Genomic DNA, 24,292 nt, shown 5'->3' with positions numbered 1-24,292 from the left:
TAGCTACTCGAAAACACGATGATTTTTAAGGATAAAATGATGAAATTAAATATAAACATGCTTTTCTCAGCCACATGGTTAACATTGGCTGTGAGCGCGCCGCTGGCTGCTTTGTCGCCAGATCGAATCGATAAACGTTGTTATGTAGAAGACAGGTTGACATATTTTGAAGCTTTAGGTCGAAATGATTGGTCTTTGAGATGTAAGTACTTGTCGTATAGGTCCTATGACTACAATGTCTATGACGACTGGGGAAACAGGCGCACTGCACTGTATTTTTCTAGCTACTATAAACCAGGTAATTTCAATGATTGGTTTGCTGCACCAAGAGTTAAAAATTACAGCTGTGAGAATTATCATTACAGGGGGATGGTCACCTGTTTATCGGATAAAGCGTTTGGCAGTAGCTCTTTGCTGTTCGCGCCTGGAGAACGTGCTATTTACGACGCATATTCGCAAGAGGTAAAGCAACTGATAGTAGTTGATGAAACCTCTACGCTGGAGTCAATTAATCTTACTGAGCAAATGGTTTCTATTAACAGTGAAAAACGTGATATTGGGCAAGTTTCCATTGTTAAAATTATAACCTCAAGTGGCCAAGAGTTGGTTGTTACCAGTGAGCATCCGCTGCTCACGTCTAAGGGAGTATTAAAAAATGCACAATATTTGACGAACCGCGATAAGCTGATTCGTAAAGATGGTGTGTTTGATGAGATAGTGTCGATAGAGTCTTCAGAAGTAACGGCACAGCTCTTTAGCTCTAACATTAACTTTAAAGATGCAGTGCAAGCTGGAAAAAGTCACTTAGTCGTAACCCAAGGGTTTTTATCTGGTTACCTCGTAGAAGACCGAAGTAAAGAGATGAGCCAGAGACTAGCTATGCGAGATGCGTTGCCTGCTGCATTGATTTTTTAGAACGCCTCGAAGCGTGATGCGTTTCACCCCCTCAATGTACGCTTCAGTATTATTTTTTGTAAAGATGATAAGCTTGTTACTCTTTTAGGTTAGCAAGCTTATCGCTTTGAAAAAGAGGTTATTATGTATAAACTTCGCTATGAGTCGTTTTGAAATTATTTGACCCTCTCTATTTAAATACTTTTTAGCTTTAAATAAGCAAGGAATCCTATGTCTGTTTTTATTGCCTCGCAAGTGTTAGTCGCGTTTGCATTAATAATTGAGGCTACGGCGATGCAGATGAAGCGTAAGCCGCACCTGCTTGTATTACTTTCTTTAAGTTGTCTGTTTAATAGCTTTCATTACTTTTTGCTAGAACAAGCGACAGCTGGGTTCATTTTTTTACTATCGAGCGTAAGGTTTTTAGTTAATTTGAGGTGGCAAAACCTAAGATTAGCTGCTGCTTTTTTGTCTATAAGCTTCGGCATTACAGTCTTTACGTATACAGGACTATTAAGCTTATTAGGGCTATGTGCAACAATCTTTATAACGCTATCCGGGTTTTGCAAAGATAAAACAATGCGTGTATTGATGATCATTGGCGGTACAATTTGGCTAGTCCATAATGTAATTTTGATGTCTCCTATTGCCATTATCTTAGAGCTGTGTTTTGTCGTAAGTGGTGTAGTTGGTTTTTACAGGTATTATTTTTTAAACAGCACAGCGCCATCTAAAAAGACGTAAAAATGGCATTTTTAAATAATGTGTTCATTACAATAAAAAAGCACAATAAAGAGTCTCATTTTATAAAAAATATCTTTATATTTTTTACGGGGTTAGTCTTTATTATCAATAGTTAAAACTGTGCAGTTAAAGAAAGTAGGGCTGAACGTGATTGTTCAATTGTCGCGGCTTAAACTTGGTACATTCTACACTTGGCTTTTACAGGAACCTGTTTGATACAGCACCTACAACTTACATCTGGTGCTGAATTTGTTAACTAATGTAGATTAGTGACCTGTTTCATAATAGGCTCTAGCTACATTTGTAGATTCCCATGTGCCATCTGTGTATAAAATAGTGGCAGTTGCTTGGTTCGTTGCGTAAGCACGAATTGTCGCGTTGCAGCTAGTGCTTGCTGTCGTGCTGCATCTAGCTGAGCCGTTCCATCTTACTTCCTTAACCGTTTTGGTCACATTCTTAAGGTAAAAGCGACCGCCCGTAGCGCTGCTGAAAGAATAATCGAAAGCTTCACAGTTTGCTGTGCCATTGCCCCACGAGCTGCCACCACTTTTTGCGTATACTGCGCACACTAGCTCAGCAGAGAAGGCTTGACCGGCAAAAACTGTACTCGCAATTAGTGTCAGTGCTTTTATTGTTGTCTTCATATTTTGTCCTTGTCTTTTAACAATTTTATTATCGCGCTTTTCAGTAGAGCGCAATAACAAGTTAATAAGTGAAAGTTAAAGTAGTCAACTCAAAATGTCGTGGAATTTTTTATTATTTTTAAAGTTATATGTAGGTTATTTTTTAGTAACGTAAGTGTTTGTTGTTTCGTAATTTGTTTGTTTTTTTGGATAGGCTGGTATTATTAATTAATTTGTTGATTCTCATAGATTGATTTTAACCGATTCTTAGTCTGTACCTATAATGCTGGCGGCTCAGCTATTGTATTCTGAATTGTTTTTGCATGGTACTCGCATCTTTAATTCAAATAAATATATTCATTTTTTAATTTCAAGTGTGTGTAACGTTAAAGTTTATAAGTCATCCCGCATCTTTGAGTTGAAACGTTAATACAAAAGGGGTGGTAATTAATGTCTATTATCATGTGTTGCTAGCTTCTTTTTACTCCTCGATGTGGTCTACAGATTTTTTGGTGTTTTCTGGGCGCTAAAAGCGCTTTTAAGGGGGCTTGACCCACAAGCGCCCGAATGGATTACATCATAAAAATGCATTACTTCTATTTTCAATGTATATTGAGCCTTCAAATTTTAAGTAGATAATTACTTTAATAAAATAGTTATTGTGATTGCATTTGGGAATGATACAAATATGAAACCAAAGCTCTTTGTTTTAAAAATGCCATTTGAAGATGGGCCAGGAAAAATGTGGATATGCTCTCATTGCGCCATGATTGAAGGTGCCTTGTCTGTTAATACACATTGGCATGAGAAAGTAGAAGTCCAACGTCTTGAATTTGAGCGCCCAAGGAAAGTACTTGTAGACTTGTTAGGCGCTGATAAGCAATGGCTTCCGGTATTGGTTTTAGAAAGCGGTGACACAATTACTGAACCAGTTGAAATTATCAATTATCTCGCTGAACAATTTGGGGGTGCGGCTGCTCATCCATAGTGAGCGTTATCTTCGCGAGCTTGATGGCTAACATGTAAATGACATTGAGCTGGCGAAAGATTGGAATGTAGACTGATGCATGTTTGATAAAGGAGTTATTACTGATGATTAGTTATAGATTGGCGAAAACCACAGAGGTTGGTGAATTAAAATCGCTACTATGGAAATATGGTCCTAATGAATGGAATTATTTGACTGAAGAAGGAGTCGACGCCGAATTACAATTGGTCGAGAGTGGAAGGGCCCATGCCGCAGTGGCAATTTATCAAAATCAAATAGTTGGGTTGGCCATTCTTATTTCAGGTGTTGATGCTCCAAGTTATATAGAGAAATATGCTCGAGTTGCGGAATCGTCATTTATCGGGGATGTTGTCGTATCAAAAGAACATTCGGGAATGGGTATTGCCTCCCAACTACTCAGGGAGTGTAAACATAAAGCAAAGTCTTTAAATTCGAAATCTGTTTTGATTGAACGCCATGAAGAGAACTTGGCGTCTGCAGGCATGATGAAGAATGCCGGTTTTACAATTTATGAGACCTTCCATGACCCAGATAAACGCAGCAGTGGAACGCAAAATAGCGTGGTTTTAGGTTGTATGCTAGGTAACTAATTGTAGCGGTTGTTGCCAGCCACAGTCTCAGTGATTTGGGATGAATGATATACAGAGTTTTATGGGAACTTAGTTTATTATCACTTTACTTTTGTGTCGCCAGTGAGTCATAAAATTTTTTAAATGAAGTAACCACAGGGGTCATACCGGATTTAAGTGGCAACCGGTATGGAAATTCCCGTAGAACATTATGATTTTTAGATGTTTGTAACGACAGGACCCTCCAAGAATAGAAAGACTCGACTCTCAATTATTGAATAGCGCTTAGTCAAAGTCATTTTCATACCCTTTGGGCGGTGGTGTCCATCCTCGCTCATCGTGGCTGTGTTTATCGATTCGGTCTGATTGCATAGCTTCCTTAATTGCTTCTTCGATCTGCATAAATAATTTACGATAATCGTGATCATATTGTTCTCCTTCACTTCTTAGGGACCATTTTTCATACAAGTATTGAGAAGCTTGAACTTCTGTTTTTACAAACGCGTATTTTTTCTGTTCGACTAAAAATGGATGGTAACCTAGAGACGTCATGGCATGAGCACCAACTTCTAATGCTGAGTGATACGTTTCATTAACTATGATATCGGCGCCTGCTTGCCTGAGTTCATAATTGTGCCCTCGGTCGTATGCACGGGTGATTATTTTAATATTTGGAAAGCTATGTTTGGCATAATGTACGAGACTCTTAGCGCTTTCTCTGTCGTCTATCGCTACGACAAGCGTACTCGTATTGTCTATTCCAGCCGTGTGTAGCAACTCTGGCCTTGTTGCATCACCAAAAAAGGTTTTTATTTTTATTGTTCTAAGGTTTTCAACTTGGGACGCATCAAGATCCATGACGACTGTTTTAATGCCATTTGCAACCAGCAGTCTATTCACAACTTGGCCAAATCGACCGCCTCCTGCTATGATCACTTTTCCCTGTTCATCAATAACATCAAATGGTTTTGAGCTACCTGAAACTTGGTAACGAGGCATAATTACTTTCTCGAACAGAATGAATAGTGAGGGTGTTAGGAACATCGACAGTGCAACAACAAGTTGCAAGATTTGTGCAATATGCTCTGGAATAACATTATTTTGTAAGGAGAAACTGAGTAATACAAAGCCAAATTCTCCTGCCTGAGCTAGGCTTAGAGCAAAAAGCCATCTATCACTGTTGCGGATCTTAAACAGGTTCGCGAGCCCCCAAAGTACAGAGCCTTTTATCACCATAACAGTTATGGTTAAACCGATAACTGTTGCGATGTTGCTTGTGAAAACCACAAAGTCGATACCGGCACCCACGGTTATAAAGAATAGCCCCAAGAGTAGCCCCTTGAAAGGTTCTATATTCGACTCTAGTTCATGGCGAAACTCACTATTTGCCAGCACAACGCCAGCCATAAAGGTGCCCAACGCTGGTGAGAGGCCCACTAAGCTCATCAATGCAGCGATACCAATTACAATGAGTAGTGCAGTTGCTACAAAAATTTCTCTTAGGCCTGACTGAGCAACATAATGGAATAAGGGGCGACTTAAAAAGTGCCCGATAACAACTACACTGCTAATACTGGCCAAAATGGCGAGCGCGAATGCCCACGTGGGCAAGCCGGCTACGAGGCTTAATTGCTCTTGGTGCTCGGCTGCTGCTTTGCCATGCTCAGCTAAAGCAACGAGCTCGGGTATTGCTAGCATGGGAATAAAGGCAAGCATCGGAATAACAGCGATATCTTGCATCAGTAAAACAGAAAATGCATTTTTGCCACCCTCTGTTTTACTCAGGCCTTTCTCATTAAATGTTTGAAGTACAATCGCTGTCGAAGAGAGTGAAAAAATTAAACCAATTGCGATAGCAACGGTTAAAGCTTGCCCCAGAAAGTAGGCAACGGCACTTATAAATAAGGCACTTAAAAGAACCTGTAGCCCACCGAGTCCGATTAATCGATTTCTCATTTTCCAAAGCATTTGTGGATGTAGCTCAAGTCCGACTAGAAACAGCATCATAACTACACCAAACTCTGCAAAATGCTGAATTGTTACGGTTTCTTGGCCAACAATACCTGTAATTGGGCCAATAATAACCCCAGCGATCAAGTACCCTAAGACTGACCCAAGCCCTAGCTTTTTTGCCAGAGGAACAGCTACCACGGCAGCAAGTAAATACACAAAAGCCTGAATGAAGTAGATAGTCATAAGGCGTACTCCTAATTTTCACTCGTGTCCAACAGGTCATTTATAGTAATCAATGACTCCGTGGTGTCTGGTTCGATTGTATTTTGATGTAATGCTTGGAGCAGTGTTTTCCAGTGCTTAAGGTGTGCCGAAATTGTTCCGCTTGTTTGTGCAGAGCGGCTACTAAACAGTGCAAATGGCGGTAAATAGGTCATCCCTGTAATATACGCCGTTTGTTCAAGAGGTTGGAGTAACTCTCTGACTGTAAAATGATTATATCCCTTGGCCCGGTAGGCTTCTTCTTTACCGCCAGCGCTAATCGCACAGATGAATAATTTGCCTTTAAGTGCGTCTCCACCTTGTCCATATGCATACCCATATTCGAGCACCAAGTCTTGCCATTCTTTTAAAATCGAAGGTGTCGAGTACCAATAAAAAGGAAATTGAAAAATCACTACATTATGCGCATTCAGCCGTTGTTGCTCTTTATCAATATCAATTTGATAGGTGGGGTATTGTGCATAGAGATCGACCGCGGTCACGTAGTCTAGAGATTTCGCATATTCAAACATCGGCGCATTGACACTCGAGCGATGTTTAGACGGGTGTGCAAAAAGGAGCAAAATTTTATTGTTTTTCATTATAAACTGCCATTATTAAGCCAAAGTAATAGTGAGGCGTACGCAAGCAGAGTCACGCACGCCCATGTTTGAGAATTAATATGTATGCATCCCACGTATCGGGTAGTGATTGTCTGGGTTACGGATCCATGCCAAACCATTTTTTAAAGCCCCGAGTTCAGGCCTGACAAATGGGTTATTGGATATATCGACTACTTGAACCAAACCATCTTCGTTTATTACAAATAGGCCCGGCTCTGAAAATGGATGGTCAGTTTCTTCAGCAGAGCGAGGATCTGAAATGTACAATCCATACACTTTCATTTGCTCTATGGTCAAACCATAGGCAATCGTATAGTCGATGGTTAACTTTTCAAGATGAGTCTCAAGCTGAGCCTTACTATCGCCAGACACGGCAATAATATCTACGCCGATGTCATTAAACTCACTCTTTAAAACTTGTAATTGATTAAGGTATTTTGTACAAAGTGGACAGTGTTGGCCTCGGTATATCAGAACGAGTTGCCAGTCTAGTCCATTTTGTGGCTTGCCTACGGTGCGTACCTCACCATTTAGGAGGGGTAATGAAAATTCGGGAAATTTCATACCTGGATGAAGTTTATTTGTATAATTGTTGGGCATGATTTTGTCCTCAAAAGTACTGTGTTATGTGTGCTGTGAAACGTGTTAAGTCGGCTTCAATATCTGCATTTTTCATTACGTCGTAGCAGGCAAACGTTGGCAAAGGTGCCATATCAAAAAATTTAAAATTCATATGCATAGGGAATAGTAGATCATCGATAGATTTGCCATCGAAAAATTCATCTTTATTATTAAAAGCCTCTTCGGGTGCGTTCAAAGTGACAGAAAACATATATTTCTTGCCAGATAATTTTCCGCCACCGCCATAGTTGCTTTTCGGTTGTTGTGCGCTTCGGCCGTCTCCTTCGCACAATGCCCCAGCCATGCCTGCTGTATATACTTCATCCATATATTTCTTAAACGACCATGTTACCCCCATCCAATTTATCGGAGACTGGAATAATACAAAATCAGCCCATTTATGGTTATTAAGTTCCTGTTCTATATCGATTTCATCCTTCATTGATACTGTACGGACGCGATGACCTTGGTGCTCAAACATCATCCTTGCGTGGTCAACTAATGTGGCATTTAATTTGCCTTCAGAGAAAGGGTAGTAATGATGGCCGTTGATGATTAAAACATTACTCATATAGGTCTCCTGATTTACTTATTTTCGCAACAGATTATGTGTGTGGTATAGTTTAGGAACCTAGTAAGTAAGATCAATTAGTATACTTTTAGTAACCTAGTTATATTTATGAAGAAATTATGAAAAGCTCAATAGAAACAGATAGTAAAGGTAGAAAAAAAGTTTTCAATGCTTGTGATGAACCCTGTGCAATTGAGAAAGGAATGCGTTTAATTGGAGGGAAGTGGAAAGGGTCAATTATATATCATTTGAAAGATGAACCGGTGAGGTTCAATGACTTAGTTCGACTTCTTGGAGGAGCGACGAAAAAAATGGTTGATCAACGGCTAAAAGAGCTTGAGCTAGAGGGAATGGTGATTAGAAAGGTGATTAGTGACCGGCCTGTTGCAGTTACTTACGAGTTAACTGAGTTTGGCCGGTCTGCTCTGGGAATACTGGAATTACTGCGAGTATGGTCTGAATCAAACGATATTAAATTGTAGCATAACGATTCAAGCCTTAAAGCACCTTAAAAATCACATTTAGACATAGATACATCGTGTGCGACATGAGTATTTTCATGTACCTAGGCAAACACATTTATCTGTGGCCCAGTTCTTTACTCAGCGCCATAGCCGCAGAGCGATTCGGCGCGTTCAGTTTTTCAAGGATTTTTGCAACATGGTTTTTTACCGTGTATTGACTAATTCCAAGGATCATACCGATCTCACCATTTGTTTTACCAGATGAAATCCAATCTAGTACTTCTTTCTCACGACAGGTCAGAGATTTAATCGGTGAGCGGTTGGTTTTATCTGATTGATAGCGTGCAATGAGTGCTTTATGTAGATAAGGCAATATAAGTTCAATTAAATAGGACGCAGGGGCACTGCGATTTGAACGCTTGTTGTTAAAAGCCACCAGTGTCAGATATTTTGAGTTGGGATTGTCTAAGTCGTAGACGGTTACATCGGATAATGGGTTTCTGTCTTTACATAAGCTTTTTAGTAAATTTAGGTTTTTAAATTTCTTAAGTTTTGCAACTGTCAATAAATCTTCCTTGAAGTGCTCTGGAAATGAACGTAAATATTCGGTTTTAACCTCTAAGCTAGTTTTATCTATTAGTGCTAAATAAAGTTCATCTGACTCAGCGAAGGACATCGCTTCTTGAAATATTGTTCCATCTAGTGAATGTTCAAAAATCGATGTTTTCAACAATTCGATTGCTTTTAATACGCTAGACAATTCTTTAGTGCAACCCAAAAACATATGCATTCTCCTTTACAAATACGATCTCAAAAGGCACATCGGTTAATCGCTTCTATGGATCTTATCCGATCTTGTTTTGACGGTCTTCCATTTAATTAATCGCACGATTAATTAAACATGAACGGGGAATTGATATCAACGAAAAGTGAAAGAATTGTGTGTTAAATAAGTATAAAAGTTTAAAAAAATGTTCTTTTACGCTTTTTTAACTGTATAAAAATATTTATATACCCTGATTTGTTTTGTTTTTGGGAATAAGATATTCCCACTATCTGATTGTTTTTAATGGATATAACACGAATTTGCGAGTATCATGACTTTTCATAAAAAAAAGTCAAGTTGATCTAAATCAAAAAATGAGAAAAAAAGTTCACAATTGACAATCAAATGAATTGATCGGTTATTTTTTACGTTTCGTATAACGGTCAATTTTAAGACAAGGAGTGAAACAGCTATGGTCCTAAAAGACTATTCGCATGGATATTTTCCTTTTGTTAGAATGCTCGCAATCGTAGCAGGGACTGGGAAATATCATGATTGATAAACTAAGAAAGCCAACGACATGGCCTTTATACTTCACGCTTTTTATTTATGCAGCGTTGATTTGGATGCAAGGATTTTCAAGCGCTTTATTGCAAATCCTGCAGGAAGTTGAAATTGCAGCTACCATGGCACTTGGGTCATTTGTCGCAGGTGGTACGGCGTTAGGAGGAGGGGCTGTGGCATTCCCAGTCATGACCAAAGTCCTGCACATTGAGCCAAGCACTGCCAAAGTTTTCTCGTTGGCAATACAAAGTTTTGGCATGACAGCCGCAACAATAACAATATTGTGCCGTCGCATACCGATATATACAAACCTCGTCCTCTTAGCGTTGCCTATGTCTGCCTTAGGTGTAGCAATCAGTTTAATATATATAGCGCCTTTATCGCCAAGGTTGGTAGTGAAGTCCATTTTCAGTTTTTTGCTGCTGTGTTTTGCGGTGACCATGTTGCTGCGTTGGTGGAGAAAGGCGCATCACCAAGAGAGTGCCCAGCGAATTAATCCAAGCACAGCGCGGTTTATGCTAGTTGCGTTTTGCGGCGGTATTGCAAGTGGGTTAGTGGGCTCAGGATCTGATATTGCGCTATTTGCGTTACTAGTGATTGCCTATAATGCGGATATTAAAAAGGCGACGGCAACTTCTGTTGTAGTGATGGCATTTACTTCGTTAGTTGGAAGCGCAATCAATGCGTGGCATTTAAATGCCATTACTCCACAAATCGAAAGTTACTTACTTGCAGCAATTCCTATTGTCGTTGTTGGGGCTCCGCTTGGTGCATATGTCTGCTCAAAGGTTAAAGTAGGTCAACTTGTAAGTTTCTTACTCTTGTTGATTTTGCTGGAAGTGTCATTTACCAGCTATGAACTTTGGTATCAAGGCGCCGCAATTTAATCTGATTAAAGAATAAACATCTGTTGACTGTGGCTAAATCTTTTTATTTAATTAACTACGTGATTAAAAAAATAAAAAAGGTGTTGGAGTTAAGGTATGACAACAAAAGTCACAAGAGGCAGGCCTGTCTGTGAGGTGAAGCAAGCTGAGCAGCGTGCAAAGTTGATATTGGCTGCAAAAGAGCTATTAAATTTAAAGTCTTATAGTCAAATAACAATTCGAGACATAGCGGCAGAAGCGGGTATTAATTCCGCGATGATAAAGTATTACTTTGGTGGCAAAGAAAACCTCTTTGTCCAATTGATACAATCGTTAGCGGATGAACACTTTGCTCAGTTTGAAATCCTTAGTGAGCATAAAAAGCCGCTTTATTTGTTTATTTGTCGCTTTGCAGAAATACTTCATACCCACCCGGGCTTTGTTCACTTACTGAGTGAAGAAGTATTGAATAAAACGACACCTCTTGCACAAGCTTTTATGGAAGCTTTTCCAACCCGTGTTTCTAAGTTTTTGCCTCAGTTTATTCAGCAAGAAACGGGAATAGAAGATTTAAGAAAAGCTAAATTGGCGGCTTTTCAGCTCATTACGTTGCTAGTCTCTCCTTACATTTTAAAAACACTAAGGCAACAAGCTTGGGGAATTGACGACACCGAAATTCAAGGTGAGCAATGGACAAAGGATTTATACCAGCGATTTGTATTCGGACTTAAGGAGAGTGACATCAATGAGGTGGAATTTTAGTGCAAGAAAAAACCTGCCAATTGCGATAGTAGTGGGCATTGTATTGGTGATATTGGTTGTTAAGCTGAAATCTTCAATTCAACATGACAATATTGAGCAAGCTGGGCAGCCTGCTCAATATCAAGTATTAACTCAGCAATTTGTACGCCCCAAAATTACGGGCTACGGCAAAGTTAAACCCAACATTCAACTAACCAGTCTTGCAGAAGTCACAGGCACTGTTACTTATATACATCCAGCCCTAAAAAAAGGGGAGATTTTTAAAGCGCAGACGCTGTTGATAAAAATCGATGACAGTGACTACTTGTTACAATTAGCCAAAGCAGAAGCCAACTTAGCTGCAGCGCAAGTTGATTTGGCGGCTAAGCGCACTGCCCAAGATAACAACAAATTAGATATTAAGCTGAGCGAGCACAAACTCGGCATTGCAGAGTCGGAGTTTAAACGTACTGAAAAGTTATTCGACAAATCTGGTGTGTCACAAACTGAATTAGATAGAGCGCAGCAAAGTGTGCTGGTCCAACGCCAAGATTTGCAACGGTATTTGAACCAAAAAAGATTAATACCCCTTGAGATAAAAGCGTTACAAGCACAAGTTAAAAAAGCAGAAGCAGACGTTAATAAGGCTGAGCTGGATATCAAGCGAACTGAAATTCGTTTACCCTTTACTGGTCGTATTCATAAGGTGGATGTTGAGCGCTCACAGCTTGTGACAAAAGGTGCCACACTATTTAGTGCAAGTGATGTGGAAAAAGTATTAATCAATGCCCAATTTACTTATAACACATTCAATCAATTCTCAGGCTTTTTCAAACAACGGCCCAATATAGAAAACATTTCTAGTGATGGCATGGCGTCATATCTAAAAGCTCAGGAGTTGGCAGCTTCTGTTGAAATATTATCCCAAAGTGGTATTACTTGGCAGGCAAATATAGAACGCTTAAGTGACGAAATTGATCCCCAGAGTCAAACAATCGGGGTTGTGGTCGCTATTCAAAACAGCTATGAAAAGATCAAGCTTGGCGAAAGGCCACCCTTAATTGCGGGTTTGCGAGCAAAGGTTTCTTTAACCGCTGCCGCCCAAAACTTTGTTGTTATTCCTAGACATGCAGTCAGAGGTCGCTACGCACTGATTGCAGATGACAATAACCAATTGAGAAAGTTAGACCTTACAGATTCGATAAAGCAAGAGGATAGTTATTTACTTCAACACAGCAGCTTAGACGGTGCAAAACTAGTTACCACGGATTTATTTCCCGCTATAGAGGGCACATTACTTGACTTGTCTGAGGCTCCTGCGCAGCTGAGCACTGCGAATGGCAAGGAGTTACACTGATGATTAGGTTTTTTATTGCTCACCCGACAGCGGCAAACATATTAATGGTCTTGTTTCTTGCAATTGGTCTCTTTAGCTTACCCCAAATTAAAAGGGAAACACTCCCACAGATCGACACCTATCAAATTGATATTATTGTGCCTTACCCTGGTGCGACACCAGAAAATGTCGAGCAAAAAATTTGTTTAAGTCTAGAAAGCGCCTTGGATGGTATTAGTTTTATGGAAGAGAAGCACTGTGTTGCGAGGCAAAACCTAGGGCGAATGACGGTTAAAATGTTTGAGCACGGTGACTTTGAACAGTTTACAACGGATGTTAAAAATGCCATCGATACAATTGACGACTTCCCCACACAAGTAGAGCAGTGGACTATTAATGAACGCGGCAGGACACAGGATGTAGTAAGTGTTGCGTTGGCTGCTAAGAATGGCTCTTTATCCAGAGTTGAATTAAAGGCCCTTGCTGAAAAGGTGAAGCAACAGTTGCTTAGACATCCCGAAATTCCAATCGTCGAAATCAGTGACTTTTCTAAACACCAACTGCGTGTCACAGCATCACAAGACATGTTGAGACAACACAAGATCAGTGTACAAGAGCTTGGAAATCGAGTAACTAGCCAAAATGTGGAGTTACCGCTCGGGACATTGAAAACACCTTATTCGGATACACAGATTCGCATGATGGACGAGCGCAGAGATGCCGAGAGCTTATCTAGTTTGGTGGTATCACATGGCACACAAGGCAATGATGTTACTATCGCCGATCTTGGCGAAGTAAAAGATACCTTTGAGAAAGATGAAAAGCGGATATTTTACAACGACCAACAAGCGGCTATTTTGACAATAAAGAAAAACTCAGTCGATGATAGCCTACGTGTACTAGAGGCGACAGAAGAAGTTATTGAGCAGGTCAAGCGAACTCTGCCAGATACTGTTTTACTTACACTTACCAGTGATAATACTAGTTTGGTAAAAGATAGAATTTCACTACTCATCAGTAATGCATGGCAGGGTTTATTGCTCGTCTTTGGCGTAATGTGGCTGTTTTTTTCATTTCGATATGCATTTTGGGTTGTAATGGGGTTACCTGTTTCATTTTTGGCCAGTTTCTTTTTGATGCTGCATTTTGGTATCTCAATCAATATGCTTTCGATGGTTGCGCTATTACTCGCGCTTGGCATATTGATGGATGATGCGATTGTTATTGCTGAGTCTATAGGCACAAAGGTGGAACAAGGCTTAGAAATTAAAGAAGCTGTATTACAAGGTACGTTAGTGGTGCTACCTGGCGTATTTTCATCATTTGTCACGACCTTATGTATTTTTGTGGGGCTGGTGTTTATTGAAGGTAATTTAGGCCAGATCCTCAAAGTGATACCAATCGTATTAATTTCAGTTATTACCGTTTCACTCATAGAAGCATTTCTTATATTGCCCAACCATTTGTCACATGCCCTACAAACCAAGTCTAAAGAAACACCATTTAGCATAAAAGTGGGGGAGATTAGAACGAAGTTTGAGGAGAAGTTCCGGCGTTGGAATGACCAAATCTTAACGCTTAATCATAAGCTAATAAAATATAGGTATTTAGTCATAGGTTCTGTGGTTGCGTGTTTTTTATTCTCACTGAGTATGCTTATTTCAGGGACTTTAAAGTTTACGGCATTCCCCGATATTGATGGAGATGTTTTGCAAGGTCGCTTGTTGATGCCAAACGGTACGCCGTTTCAAGTAACACAACAAACGATGGAAAAGATAGAGAGTGCACTCAAGCGCGCAAATGGCAAATTGAGTCAAAATGAGGACACTGAATTAGTCAAAGCGATGACAGTTACCTATGGTGAAAACCCTGATTATCAAGATCAAGGTGCCAATTTAGCATATATATCTGTGGACTTGTTAAGTGCAGAGCAGCGCAATACTACTATTCAAGTTTTTTCGGATACGTGGCGAGAAGAATTAGGTACTTTGCCAGAAGCGTTAACTTTATCTTTCAAAGAGCCCAAATTAGGACCGCAGGGCCGAGCAGTCGATGTCAGATTAAAAGGCGACGATATAGAGCAATTAACGCACGCAGCGTACGAACTTAAAAATTGGCTAAAGGGCTATAATGGGGTACAAAATATCACGGATAATTTGAGGCCGGGAAAACCCGAATATACTCTGACGCTTAAACCTGGAACATTAGATTTGGGCCTTAATTCAGCTGCCATTGCCAATCAGTTGCGTCCTGCATTCCAAGGAACTAAGTTACTTGAGACGCATGTAGGACTAGAAGACTATGAAGTGACTGTAAAACTAAGCGACGAAAGTCTAGATGAATATAGTGACTTTGATAACTTTCCAATTATCCACCCAACTTCACGTATAGCGATCCCTTTATCTGCTTTGGTTAATATTGAACAAACTAGAGGCTTTGCGGTTATTAATCGTGTGGATAACCTAATGAGTGTATCTGTCTATGCTGATGTTGATAGTGAGTTGAACACCGCCAGTGCTGTCGTCGGGGATTTGAAAAAGCGATTTTTGCACGACCTACCAACACGTTACCCCAATGTAACGTATTCTATCGAAGGTGAAGTGAAAAATGCAGGCATCACACAAGCCTCGATGCGACGTGCTATGTTAATGGGCATGATTGGAATTTTCCTTTTGCTCGCTTTACAGTTTCATAGCTACATTGAACCACTCATTGTGATGGTCTCAATCCCTCTAGCGATGATAGGCGTCATTTGGGGGCACTTCATAATGGGTATCAACTTTTCAATGCCTTCCTTAATGGGGTTTATTTCCTTAGCAGGAATTGTGGTAAATGATTCAATCTTGTTGGTGCAGTTTGTAAAAAGCCGTGTGAAGCAGGGGATGAGTGTACATGAAGCAGCAGCTCAGGCGAGCCATGATCGGTTTAGGGCAGTTGTTCTGACATCAATAACAACAATTGCTGGTATGACACCTTTATTGTTCGAAACGAGCCTGCAAGCGCAGATTCTAATCCCTTTGGCGACCAGCATTGTGTTTGGGATTATGACCTCAACCTGTTTGGTTTTACTCGTATTACCATGTTTATACAGCATTTTGGAAGACTTGGGCGTCGCAAAACCACATACCTCTCATAAATCTGTACACGCTTAGTAATCATTTGCCCTACCGTTAGTACGGCAGATTATGACGCTCAAACAAAAGGTGCTTGTAGGCACCTTTTTTTATTGGTAAAACAGCGATATTAGCGAATATCAAGGTCAATCCCCAATTATGCTGGAAGTATTAGAGGCCGGAGCAAGACAGGTGGTTACCGCATTTAACAACTTAATTGCGATTGCTGCATTTTTTATTTTGTTAGCTTACCTCTTAAAGGGTAAAGAGGTATACAAGCAGGCAAAATCAGCACTCACAGGAAGTGCTTTTAACTTTTCTCTGATGAGTGTCAATTTACTACTTTTAGCGCCTGTGATGTCAGTGATATTAACCTATTTGTATGGCTATCAGATGAGCATCGTCGATAGAAGTCTTTGGTATGAATTACCGCAACCCGTTGCCATTTTCATTGCAGTTTTTTTGGGGGACTTTATTGGCTACTGGCGGCACCGATTTGAACACTCGAGATTTTTATGGCCGCTTCATCGTGTTCACCATACGGATGAGCATATGACTTGGTTAACACTGCAGCGGTTTCACCCTCTCAACTTTTTAACCACGTTTATCATAGACACGTCATTTTTGATTATTATGGGGGCGCCACCATTTGCCATCGTAGCCAACAACATGATCCGTAACTATTACGGCTACTTTATTCATGCGGACATTCCATGGACTTACGGGAAGTGGAGTGCACTGTTTGTGTCGCCAACAATGCATCGCTGGCATCACGCAACGGACCGAGAGGCCTATCAAACAAATTTTGCGACTGTTTTTTCAGTGTTTGATCGAGCGTTTGGTACATATCGAGTACCCGGGCCCTGTAATACAAGTTTAGGTGTGCGTGACGGCTACAGCAAAACATTTATTGGTGAACTGCTTCACCCATTTAATTTGCGTGTCTATCGTCGCAAAAAGCCAACAAAAGAATAAAAAAAGAGCCCTTAACGGGCTTCTTTTGGTTCACGCTTGGGGTGCGTACTTTATATGTGAGTTGGTTAACTAGGCTGTGTCAACCTTGCTAATTCTTTAAATAAATCAATGCTTGAATTGGTTATCGTTTCTTTAGGTACGTTGATTCTTTGAGCGATAATTTTTTTGGCAGCCATAAAGTCCTTTGCTGAATTAATGCAATCAGCGGCTATTACTCTGCCCTGTTTTAGATACCAAAGAGACAAAGTATTCGCATCGCTTTGCCTTAATAGGGTTTCATCGTAACCGGTGTTGAGACCGGCAATTTGAATTTTACAATCAAACTGATCTGACCAAAACCAAGGCACAGCGGTGACTGGCTTATGTTTTCCACAGATAGTTGCTGCGGCAGTTTTGGCCTGCTCTAACGCATTGGGCACGGACTCAATTCGTGTTGCAAGGCCACTGTGGTGCTCAATGCCAATCGTGCAATCACCAGCTGCATAGATATTAACGTCTGTTGTTTGGCAAAGCTCATTTACAACAATGCCACTGTTTTCAACAAGTAGACCTGCACTTTGGGCGAGCTCGGTATTTGTTTGAGCACCAATACCGACAATGACGATATCAGCAGGAATAACTTTGTCTTCACAGAGCACCGTACTGACCGTATCTTTGCCCTGAAATGCAACGACATTAGTGTCTGTAAATATTTTAATGCCATTGCTTTTGTGCAGTTTATGATAAAAAGCGGAAATACTGTGTGCAGTTACTCTTGCCAGTAATCTAGATTCTCGCTCAATGATGGTCACATCGTGACCCATTTTCTTTAATACTGACGCCGTCTCTAGCCCGATATAACCGCCACCAACCATCACGATACGCCGAGATATGCATAGGTCATCAATGTTCAATGTGGCTGACAATTTTTCTATATCGTTGAGCGTTTTAATGTAAAAGATATTACCCAACTCTGCGCCCATGCAATCTGCTTTACGGGCTCTACTGCCTGTACAGATGAGTAATTTGTCGTAGCTAATGTGCTCCCCACTTTGCAACTGAATGCTCTGAATTTCAGGTTCTATTTTGTCGACTCGTGTATCGAGTTTAACGTCGATCTCATCCTTGAGATAAGCAGCCTCAGGTCTAATTAATAGTTGTGCGGCGGTAACCTGATTCTGTAAATAGGTTTTAGACAAAGGAGGGCGGTGATAGGGCAGGCTGTCTTCATCGGTGATCAGCATGATCTGTCCTGTCCATCCTTCTTTGCGCAGACTAATGCACGCTTGAGCACCAGCATGGCCGCCCCCGATAATGACACACCTTTTCATAACATCTTCCTCAGTATTGTGACTCTGGTAAATGAACGTGCAACCCATGATGTTCGTCAGACACCAATACTTGGCAGCTTAATCTGCTCAAATCCTTTGGTTCAGTCACCATCTCTAGCATATCGCTTTCATTGCTATCAGGCTCTGCGATTTTTCCTTGCCAATCACTGGTCAAATAGCAGTGGCAGGTAGCACAACTACCAGAACCACCGCACTCAGCCTCAATGCCCTCGACCATATTTTCCATGGCAGCTTGCATCAAAGAGGTACCGCTTGGTACATCTACCTTGGTTTTATTTCCAGTAAAATCAACGAATGTAATCTCAGGCATAGTGGTGTCCTTATACTGTGAACTTAGTAATTTGATTAATTTCATCCAAAATGGCAGCGGGATCGGCCTCTAACTGGCTATCCATAGCGGTATTCCAGCGATTCAAGAATCCACAAATGGCAATAACTGCGGCGATTTCAATGACGGCTGCTTCTGAATAGTACTGTCCTAATTCCTCGTAGTGATTTTTTTCTAGATGTGCCGGAGCGGTACTACATGCAAATGCAAACCTTAGCGCCGCTCGTTCGGCATCGTCGTATAGCACGTTGGTTTCGAACTCAAATGCTGCTAACACTTTGGCTCTGTTGACGTTGACTCTGCTGGCAATATGAGAAAAGTGACCCTGGCAGTATTGGCAACCTGCAGCATTGCTGCTGATTGTTGCAATGGCCCATTTTAACTCATTGCTGATGTGTTCAAATTTACTTAAACAGCCAAACATCTGCCCAAAAGCCTGCGCTAACATCGGATTTTTAGCCATAGTCAATATGCCGTTAGGGATAAAACCAAGATTATTCTCTATCGCCTGATAAATTGGTTCCAAATGAGGCGTTGACTCTCTCTCTACCGGTGTGACTAGATGGTTTTTACCCTGCTTCATTTCCTTGTTTCCTGACTTGGTGAAAGTTCTCAACAAAGTAAATTCTTTGCATGCAGATGCCTATAGTCCGTTTGGACCAATGGGATAGTCCACAGGGGCTATGTTGAAAAAACCTCGATAGCGGTAAGGTTTTTTTAGGCGAACGAAACGCGATTGCATCTCACCTTAGATATTTCAAATACATGTCTAATTGGTGAATGCGGACAGAAAACTAGCCTGATGAAACGCAAAGCCGATTTGGTTTTGAGCGTTGTTTGAGGGTCAACAATATTGCCAGACTAGATAGGAAACTAGGATGATTGAAGAACTTATTGAATTTATAAATCAAGACTTACTGGAAGGGGCTGCCCCGGATCTGGACCAGCACACACCACTACTAGAGTTGGGGATTTTGAATTCTCTATCTATGGTGAGATTACTTGCTCATGTTGATCAGCGTTATGGCGCTAAAATTCCAGAGCACGACATCACGCCAGTACATTTCGAAAACATTGAAACATTGTGTGCACTTATTAAAACACTGAGTGCAGAAGAGCAGGTCGAATCTGAGGAAGCAAGCTCAGAGCTTGACCGCCTTGTTAAGTTACAAGAAAGCTATGGCATTAAAAGCGAATTGGTTACCGCAGGTGCTGGATTTAAGCAGCATACATTACGTGTAAAAGGAGATGGACCTTTATGGATTTTGTTACCGGCATTAGGTAACCCTTCAACATCTTGGTCTTCAACTCTGCGCTCTGTGCAAGGTCGTCATAACGCAGTTGCATTGGACTTAGCGGGTTTCGGTTTGAGCCAGAGTGAAAACGACTCTCCTTCATATGTTGATCATGTTGAATACACTTTGCAATACCTTGAGACACTTGAAGAAAAAGAGTGGGTATTAGTCGCTAACTCGGCGGGTAGTATGATTGCTACCGAAATCGCCAGACGCCACCCAGACAAAGTAAAAGCGCTGGTGTGTACAGGTTTCGGTTTGGTTGATGATGTTGAAAGCTGGTGGGGAGACTTGAAGAAAATGTCAGCTAACCCTGAGCAATTCTTAGCAGCTGCATACTACCACCCACCTAAGATGACCCCTGCGCTTGAAGATTTACTTAACGATGTATTATCTCGTCCTGCATACCACACTTTCTTGGACGAATACGCACGTAAATCCATGGCAACGACATTTGACGGTGTAAAGGTACCAACGTTATTTGTTGCTGGTAATCACGATCAAATTATTCCACCAGAATGGAGTGAAAAAGCAGCAGAAAAGCTTGAAAACGCAACCGTTACAAGACTTTCTAGATGTGGCCACTTCTCTGCATCAGAGCGCCCAGAAGAATTTGTCTGGGTTGTCGAAGATTTCTTAAACAAGGTGGAAATGGCATGAACGCATTCAAAAGTTACGACGTAGTTATTATTGGCAGTGGTCCAGCAGGGAGTTTGTGTGGTATTGAGTGCCGTAAAAAAGGTCTCTCAGTTCTGTGTATTGAAAAAGATGAATTTCCTCGTTTTCATATAGGAGAATCATTGACTGGTAATGCGGGTCAAATCATTCGTGACTTGGGTCTCGCACCAGAGATGGATGCAGCTGGTTTTCCTGATAAACCGGGTGTAAATGTAATTGGCTCTTTGTCTAAAAATGAGTTCTTTATCCCAATTTTAGCTCCTACTTGGCAAGTCAGACGCAGCGATTTTGACAATATGCTGAAACGCAAAGCGCTTGAGCATGGTGTTGAATATCAACAAGGCCTTGTAAAAGATGTTATCAAGCATGACGGCAAGGTTGTTGGTGCTATCTATAAAGCGGATGATATGGAACATCAAGTGCGCTCAAAAGTACTTGTTGATGCCAGTGGTCAAAACACATTCTTGTCGAGAAAAGGGATCGCAGGTAAGCGCGAAATTGAGTTCTTTTCTCAACAAATCGCTTCTTTTGCCCATTACAAAGGTGTGGAACGTGATTTACCTCCTTTTTCAACTAACACCACCATCTTGTACTCAAAACAGTATCACTGGTCTTGGATCATCCCAATCTCACCAGATACAGACAGTTTAGGCATCGTGATCCCGAAAGACCTTTACTACAAAGAGTGTAAAAACCCAGACGATGCCATTGCCTGGGGCATGGAAAACATCAGCCCTGAGATCAGAAGACGTTTCCAAAATGCAGAACGTATTGGCGATTCGCAATCAATGGCTGATTTTTCTTACCGTATTGAACCTTTCGTTGGAGATGGTTGGTTATGTATCGGTGACGCACACCGCTTCTTAGACCCAATATTTTCATACGGCGTATCGTTTGCAATGAAAGAAGGGATCCGTGCCGCTGACGCGATTAAACAAGCCATCGACGGCAATGATTGGAAAACACCATTTTATGCATACCGTGACTGGAGTAATGGTGGCCAGCAAATCGCTGCTGACTTGATCCGTTACTTCTGGATATACCCAATTTTCTTTGGGTATCAAATGCAAAACCCTGATTTACGTGACGAAGTAATTCGTTTACTTGGGGGGTGTTGCTTTGATTGTGAAGGTTGGAAAGCGCCTACCATCTTTAGAAATGCGATTGAAGAATACGACCGTAAGCAGATGGCTGGTTAAGGAAAAGCATTGCGCTTTTCCTTCTAAAGGAAGGATTGATTATGAACTTTGAGTGGAATGAGGATCAGCTCGAATTGTTTGAACATGCACTCAGCTTTGCAAGGGACTTAGACTTTTCCAAAGTGCCTGAAGGGGAGTTTCCCAAAGATGCTTGGCATGCGCTTGGTGAGTTTGGCTATTACGGGTTATCCATAGATAGTAAATACTCTTCATGCGGAAGTGGTTTTGATATTTTAACCACGGTCAAAATTCTTGAAGGTTTAGGGCAGGGTTGTACTGATACCGGTATTCTGTTTGCCGGTGCGGCGCATACCTTCGCGTGTGCAATGCCAATCTATGAACATGGCAGTGAAAAGCTAAAAATGGAGCTGCTACCAGGGTTAACAAGTGGAGCTAAAATTGCCGCTAACGCGATATCTGAAGCAGAGGCTGGTTCTGATATTGGTAAGCTAACGACAAAAGCTTGGCGAGAAGGCGATTACTATGTCATCAAGGGAGCAAAATCCTATGTAACAAATGGCAGTGTTGCTGATTATTTTGTTCTGTATGCCACAACCAATCCCAAGTTTGGGTATTTGGGTCAAACCGCTTTTGTAGTGCCCGCGAATTTGCCTGGGATTGAAGTGGGTAATAGTTACAAGAAACTGGGTTTGAACTCGGCGCAACTTAATCAAGTATTCTTCGATGAAGTAAAAGTGCATAAAGATTATGTTTTGGGCAGTGAAGGCCAGGGAGCACGCATCTTTGCCGCCTCAATGGATTGGGAGCGATGCTGTTTGTTTGCGTTGTTTATTGGTGTCATGCAGCGTGACTTAGAGCGCTGTATAGAATACGCCAATACGCGTAAACAAGGCGACAAGACAATCAGCAAATTCCAGGCCGTTTCACATCGTATTGCAGATATGGAAGTGCGCCTTCAAAGTGCAAGACTACTACTTTATTTTGCCGCGTGGCAAAAGTCGCAAAACGTTGATAATACAAAGGCGGTTGCTTCGAGCAAGCTCGCGATTAGTGAAGCGTTTGTTCAGTCTGGCATAGACTCTATTCGCGTACATGGCGCACTAGGTTATCTTCAGGAAAGTGGTGTAGATGCGAGCATTCGAGACGCTTTAGGGTCTGTGTTGTTCTCTGGTACGTCCGATATTCAGCGGGAATTGATCTGTAATAGGTTGGGCCTGCTATGAAGATACTTAGTGACGTACTAACTACCGGGCTTTCTAAAGTTGGCGACCATGCGCTAGCCGTGACTGACAGTTTTGAGTCTTACAGTTATGGCGAGCTATCGCTGTCAGTAACGCAAATTGCTGTGCTTTTACAAAGCAAAGGAGTAAAGGCGGGGGAGCGCGTAGGCATTTGGGCTGATAAGTCATGTCGTGCACTGGCAGCTATGTTAGCGGTGACCAAGCTTGGCGCAGTATACGTACCGATTGACCCGATGAACCCGATGGTTCGAGTCGATATTATCCGCAATGATTGTGCGATGAAGGTGATGTTTACAACGCAGGCTAAGTTTTCCCAATATCGCGAGCAACGTGCTGAGGGTTGTCATTTTGTCATATTGGACAGTGAAGGCGAGTTTACTGCACCAGCAGCAAAGGCACTTGAGACTAATCAAGCAAGCAGTTGGCAAGATATCAAACGATGTCAGCCATCTAGATTGAGAATGAATACCGCTGTGAGTGAAGATAATCTCGCATACATGCTTTATACCTCAGGTTCAACTGGGGTACCAAAGGGTGTTCGAATAAGTCATACCAACGCACTTGCATTTGTAAAGTGGGTTATTGAAAAGATAAAGCCGACTTCGCAGGATCGCTTTTCTAATCATGCACCATGGCACTTTGACTTGTCTGTTTTGGATATTTATGTGGCGTTGGCAACGGGAGCGAGTGTACATCTGGTTTCTGAATTGGATAGTTATGTACCACAAAAATTAGTGAATTTTATTGCTGAGCGTGGCATTACCATTTGGTATTCCGTGCCGACAGCCCTAACTATGATGATGAATGCTGATCCTCAGTTTGGTGAGTCTTGTAAGCAACTTCATACCATAATTTTTGCCGGTGAGGCATTTGATGTGAAGTCGCTCAAAGCATTACGCGCTCAGTTTCCAACTTCTGATCTTTTCAATTTCTATGGCCCAACTGAAACCAACGTGTGCAGTTACTACAAGGTACCCGAAGTGGTGCCTGAAGAACTACCGATTGGCTATGCTGCAAGTGGTGCTCACATCACCATTTGTAATGAAGAAGGCGGTCAAGTTGACATGGGTGAGCATGGGTTCATCACCGTAATTGGTCCGACGGTTTTCTCTGGGTACTGGGGGCGAGAAATCAGAGCTGAAAGTGCCTACAACACGGGTGACATTGGCTATATCAATGAGCTTGGCGAACTTATGTACGTTGGTAGGCAAGATCATATGGTCAAAGTCAAAGGGTATCGCGTACACCTAGGGGAGGTTGAGCGTGCACTATACCAACACCCAGCTATTAAGGAGTGTTTAGTTGTTTTAAGTGAGGCTAAGACGCTCGAAGCACATATAGCGACTGAATCTGAACCCCCGTCATTGCTGACGTTAAAAATGCACTGCGCTAAACGATTGCCAAAGTACATGCTTCCCGAACAAATTGTGTATTGGGATGCGCTACCGCGTAATCGTAACGGCAAACTATCGCGTCAAAGCTTATCAGAATCGCGCCCACAACAAGCGACTGCCATTGTGCAGGGTGGTGCGTAACCAGTTTACGTCATTGTAAACATTAACCTAG

At 41.5% G+C, this 24,292-nt stretch carries 23 protein-coding genes; 14 read left to right on the top strand and 9 right to left on the bottom strand.

From position 1 onward, the window contains the following. Positions 1–39: 39 nt before the first annotated feature. Together N480_RS19190 and N480_RS19185 are read left to right on the top strand one after the other, a co-directional pair. Positions 40–915: a hypothetical protein gene (locus N480_RS19190; RefSeq protein WP_063374041.1), complete on the top strand. Its 876-nt coding sequence runs from the start codon at positions 40–42 to the stop codon at positions 913–915. A 210-nt stretch (positions 916–1,125) separates the two neighbouring features. Beyond that, positions 1,126–1,638 carry a YgjV family protein gene (locus tag N480_RS19185; protein ID WP_063374040.1) on the top strand — a complete coding sequence of 171 codons (513 nt, stop codon included), beginning with the start codon at positions 1,126–1,128 and terminating at the stop codon, positions 1,636–1,638. Between the two features lie 266 nt (positions 1,639–1,904). On the opposite strand, the gene N480_RS19180 is transcribed toward N480_RS19185, so the two are convergent. Next, entirely contained in the window at positions 1,905–2,282 is a 378-nt protein-coding gene (locus N480_RS19180; RefSeq protein WP_063374039.1) for a hypothetical protein, read from the bottom strand. Positions 2,283–2,949: 667 nt separating this feature from the next. On the opposite strand from N480_RS19180, the gene N480_RS19175 reads away from it, so the two are divergent. Then, positions 2,950–3,249: a DUF3088 family protein gene (locus N480_RS19175; RefSeq protein WP_063374038.1), complete on the top strand. Its 300-nt coding sequence runs from the start codon at positions 2,950–2,952 to the stop codon at positions 3,247–3,249. A 104-nt stretch (positions 3,250–3,353) separates the two neighbouring features. After that, positions 3,354–3,860, top strand: coding sequence for a GNAT family N-acetyltransferase (locus N480_RS19170; RefSeq protein WP_063374037.1), 507 nt, complete (start codon positions 3,354–3,356; stop codon positions 3,858–3,860). 264 nt (positions 3,861–4,124) lie between these two features. On the opposite strand, the gene N480_RS19165 is transcribed toward N480_RS19170, so the two are convergent. From N480_RS19165 to N480_RS19150, 4 genes are all read right to left on the bottom strand, one after another. Beyond that, complete coding sequence (locus N480_RS19165; protein WP_063374036.1) at positions 4,125–6,035, bottom strand: monovalent cation:proton antiporter-2 (CPA2) family protein; 1,911 nt, start codon at positions 6,033–6,035, stop codon at positions 4,125–4,127. 11 nt (positions 6,036–6,046) lie between these two features. Beyond that, the gene (locus N480_RS19160; protein ID WP_063374035.1) at positions 6,047–6,655 is read right to left on the bottom strand and encodes an NAD(P)H-dependent oxidoreductase; all 609 of its coding nucleotides are present in this window, start codon (positions 6,653–6,655) and stop codon (positions 6,047–6,049) included. A 75-nt stretch (positions 6,656–6,730) separates the two neighbouring features. Next, entirely contained in the window at positions 6,731–7,276 is a 546-nt protein-coding gene (locus tag N480_RS19155; protein WP_063374034.1) for a redoxin domain-containing protein, read from the bottom strand. Between the two features lie 10 nt (positions 7,277–7,286). Beyond that, entirely contained in the window at positions 7,287–7,868 is a 582-nt protein-coding gene (locus tag N480_RS19150; RefSeq protein WP_063374033.1) for an NAD(P)H-dependent oxidoreductase, read from the bottom strand. 119 nt (positions 7,869–7,987) lie between these two features. Between N480_RS19150 and N480_RS19145 the strand changes: the two genes are divergently transcribed. Continuing rightward, positions 7,988–8,350 carry a winged helix-turn-helix transcriptional regulator gene (locus N480_RS19145; protein WP_063374032.1) on the top strand — a complete coding sequence of 121 codons (363 nt, stop codon included), beginning with the start codon at positions 7,988–7,990 and terminating at the stop codon, positions 8,348–8,350. 97 nt (positions 8,351–8,447) lie between these two features. On the opposite strand, the gene N480_RS19140 is transcribed toward N480_RS19145, so the two are convergent. Further along, on the bottom strand, positions 8,448–9,116 hold the full coding sequence (locus N480_RS19140; RefSeq protein ID WP_063374031.1) for a helix-turn-helix domain-containing protein: 669 nt from the start codon (positions 9,114–9,116) through the stop codon (positions 8,448–8,450). 533 nt (positions 9,117–9,649) lie between these two features. On the opposite strand from N480_RS19140, the gene N480_RS19135 reads away from it, so the two are divergent. From N480_RS19135 to N480_RS19115, 5 genes are all read left to right on the top strand, one after another. After that, positions 9,650–10,549, top strand: a complete 900-nt coding sequence (locus N480_RS19135) for a sulfite exporter TauE/SafE family protein (protein WP_063374030.1) — start codon at positions 9,650–9,652, stop codon at positions 10,547–10,549. Positions 10,550–10,645: 96 nt separating this feature from the next. Next, a complete protein-coding gene (locus tag N480_RS19130) occupies positions 10,646–11,290 on the top strand; it encodes a TetR/AcrR family transcriptional regulator (RefSeq protein WP_063374029.1) in 645 nt (214 codons plus the stop codon). Continuing rightward, positions 11,274–12,626 (top strand): efflux RND transporter periplasmic adaptor subunit, encoded by a 1,353-nt coding sequence (locus N480_RS19125; protein WP_063374028.1) that lies wholly within the window; start codon positions 11,274–11,276, stop codon positions 12,624–12,626. Before N480_RS19130 ends, N480_RS19125 begins: the two co-directional genes overlap by 17 nt. Further along, the gene (locus N480_RS19120) at positions 12,626–15,757 is read left to right on the top strand and encodes an efflux RND transporter permease subunit (protein ID WP_063374027.1); all 3,132 of its coding nucleotides are present in this window, start codon (positions 12,626–12,628) and stop codon (positions 15,755–15,757) included. Before N480_RS19125 ends, N480_RS19120 begins: the two co-directional genes overlap by 1 nt. 120 nt (positions 15,758–15,877) lie before the next feature. Then, positions 15,878–16,693, top strand: a complete 816-nt coding sequence (locus tag N480_RS19115) for a sterol desaturase family protein (RefSeq protein WP_063374026.1) — start codon at positions 15,878–15,880, stop codon at positions 16,691–16,693. Positions 16,694–16,758: 65 nt separating this feature from the next. Here N480_RS19115 and N480_RS19110 read toward each other — a convergent pair whose 3' ends face one another. The 3 genes from N480_RS19110 to N480_RS19100 are packed head-to-tail and all read right to left on the bottom strand — an operon-like array spanning position 16,759 to position 18,935. Then, positions 16,759–18,003: an NAD(P)/FAD-dependent oxidoreductase gene (locus N480_RS19110; protein ID WP_063374025.1), complete on the bottom strand. Its 1,245-nt coding sequence runs from the start codon at positions 18,001–18,003 to the stop codon at positions 16,759–16,761. A 10-nt stretch (positions 18,004–18,013) separates the two neighbouring features. Then, a complete protein-coding gene (locus N480_RS19105; RefSeq protein ID WP_063374024.1) occupies positions 18,014–18,334 on the bottom strand; it encodes a 2Fe-2S iron-sulfur cluster-binding protein in 321 nt (106 codons plus the stop codon). Between the two features lie 10 nt (positions 18,335–18,344). After that, positions 18,345–18,935: a carboxymuconolactone decarboxylase family protein gene (locus tag N480_RS19100; protein ID WP_063374023.1), complete on the bottom strand. Its 591-nt coding sequence runs from the start codon at positions 18,933–18,935 to the stop codon at positions 18,345–18,347. Between the two features lie 295 nt (positions 18,936–19,230). Between N480_RS19100 and N480_RS19095 the strand changes: the two genes are divergently transcribed. The 4 genes from N480_RS19095 to N480_RS19080 are packed head-to-tail and all read left to right on the top strand — an operon-like array spanning position 19,231 to position 24,261. Beyond that, a complete protein-coding gene (locus tag N480_RS19095) occupies positions 19,231–20,307 on the top strand; it encodes an alpha/beta fold hydrolase (protein ID WP_063374022.1) in 1,077 nt (358 codons plus the stop codon). Continuing rightward, positions 20,304–21,524, top strand: a complete 1,221-nt coding sequence (locus N480_RS19090) for an NAD(P)/FAD-dependent oxidoreductase (protein WP_063374021.1) — start codon at positions 20,304–20,306, stop codon at positions 21,522–21,524. The genes N480_RS19095 and N480_RS19090 overlap by 4 nt, the downstream gene beginning before the upstream one ends. Before the next feature lie 41 nt (positions 21,525–21,565). After that, positions 21,566–22,708: an acyl-CoA dehydrogenase family protein gene (locus tag N480_RS19085; protein WP_063374020.1), complete on the top strand. Its 1,143-nt coding sequence runs from the start codon at positions 21,566–21,568 to the stop codon at positions 22,706–22,708. Further along, complete coding sequence (locus N480_RS19080) at positions 22,705–24,261, top strand: amino acid adenylation domain-containing protein (protein WP_063374019.1); 1,557 nt, start codon at positions 22,705–22,707, stop codon at positions 24,259–24,261. The genes N480_RS19085 and N480_RS19080 overlap by 4 nt, the downstream gene beginning before the upstream one ends. Positions 24,262–24,292: the final 31 nt, after the last annotated feature.

This window comes from Pseudoalteromonas luteoviolacea S2607 (assembly GCF_001625575.1).
In the GTDB taxonomy this organism is placed as follows: Bacteria; Pseudomonadota; Gammaproteobacteria; order Enterobacterales; family Alteromonadaceae; genus Pseudoalteromonas; species Pseudoalteromonas luteoviolacea_E.
Note: the sequence above shows the minus strand (reverse complement) of the source record. Positions and strands in the feature narration are given on the sequence as shown.

What these genes read in the sequence shown, in the direction of transcription:
- N480_RS19190 (WP_063374041.1), top strand. Translation starts at nt 40, where the DNA reads ATGAAATTAAATATAAACATGCTTTTCTCAGCCACATGGTTAACATTG.
- N480_RS19185 (WP_063374040.1), top strand. Translation starts at nt 1,126, where the DNA reads ATGTCTGTTTTTATTGCCTCGCAAGTGTTAGTCGCGTTTGCATTAATA.
- N480_RS19180 (WP_063374039.1), bottom strand. Translation starts at nt 2,282, where the DNA reads ATGAAGACAACAATAAAAGCACTGACACTAATTGCGAGTACAGTTTTT.
- N480_RS19175 (WP_063374038.1), top strand. Translation starts at nt 2,950, where the DNA reads ATGAAACCAAAGCTCTTTGTTTTAAAAATGCCATTTGAAGATGGGCCA.
- N480_RS19170 (WP_063374037.1), top strand. Translation starts at nt 3,354, where the DNA reads ATGATTAGTTATAGATTGGCGAAAACCACAGAGGTTGGTGAATTAAAA.
- N480_RS19165 (WP_063374036.1), bottom strand. Translation starts at nt 6,035, where the DNA reads ATGACTATCTACTTCATTCAGGCTTTTGTGTATTTACTTGCTGCCGTG.
- N480_RS19160 (WP_063374035.1), bottom strand. Translation starts at nt 6,655, where the DNA reads ATGAAAAACAATAAAATTTTGCTCCTTTTTGCACACCCGTCTAAACAT.
- N480_RS19155 (WP_063374034.1), bottom strand. Translation starts at nt 7,276, where the DNA reads ATGCCCAACAATTATACAAATAAACTTCATCCAGGTATGAAATTTCCC.
- N480_RS19150 (WP_063374033.1), bottom strand. Translation starts at nt 7,868, where the DNA reads ATGAGTAATGTTTTAATCATCAACGGCCATCATTACTACCCTTTCTCT.
- N480_RS19145 (WP_063374032.1), top strand. Translation starts at nt 7,988, where the DNA reads ATGAAAAGCTCAATAGAAACAGATAGTAAAGGTAGAAAAAAAGTTTTC.
- N480_RS19140 (WP_063374031.1), bottom strand. Translation starts at nt 9,116, where the DNA reads ATGTTTTTGGGTTGCACTAAAGAATTGTCTAGCGTATTAAAAGCAATC.
- N480_RS19135 (WP_063374030.1), top strand. Translation starts at nt 9,650, where the DNA reads ATGATTGATAAACTAAGAAAGCCAACGACATGGCCTTTATACTTCACG.
- N480_RS19130 (WP_063374029.1), top strand. Translation starts at nt 10,646, where the DNA reads ATGACAACAAAAGTCACAAGAGGCAGGCCTGTCTGTGAGGTGAAGCAA.
- N480_RS19125 (WP_063374028.1), top strand. Translation starts at nt 11,274, where the DNA reads ATGAGGTGGAATTTTAGTGCAAGAAAAAACCTGCCAATTGCGATAGTA.
- N480_RS19120 (WP_063374027.1), top strand. Translation starts at nt 12,626, where the DNA reads ATGATTAGGTTTTTTATTGCTCACCCGACAGCGGCAAACATATTAATG.
- N480_RS19115 (WP_063374026.1), top strand. Translation starts at nt 15,878, where the DNA reads ATGCTGGAAGTATTAGAGGCCGGAGCAAGACAGGTGGTTACCGCATTT.
- N480_RS19110 (WP_063374025.1), bottom strand. Translation starts at nt 18,003, where the DNA reads ATGAAAAGGTGTGTCATTATCGGGGGCGGCCATGCTGGTGCTCAAGCG.
- N480_RS19105 (WP_063374024.1), bottom strand. Translation starts at nt 18,334, where the DNA reads ATGCCTGAGATTACATTCGTTGATTTTACTGGAAATAAAACCAAGGTA.
- N480_RS19100 (WP_063374023.1), bottom strand. Translation starts at nt 18,935, where the DNA reads ATGAAGCAGGGTAAAAACCATCTAGTCACACCGGTAGAGAGAGAGTCA.
- N480_RS19095 (WP_063374022.1), top strand. Translation starts at nt 19,231, where the DNA reads ATGATTGAAGAACTTATTGAATTTATAAATCAAGACTTACTGGAAGGG.
- N480_RS19090 (WP_063374021.1), top strand. Translation starts at nt 20,304, where the DNA reads ATGAACGCATTCAAAAGTTACGACGTAGTTATTATTGGCAGTGGTCCA.
- N480_RS19085 (WP_063374020.1), top strand. Translation starts at nt 21,566, where the DNA reads ATGAACTTTGAGTGGAATGAGGATCAGCTCGAATTGTTTGAACATGCA.
- N480_RS19080 (WP_063374019.1), top strand. Translation starts at nt 22,705, where the DNA reads ATGAAGATACTTAGTGACGTACTAACTACCGGGCTTTCTAAAGTTGGC.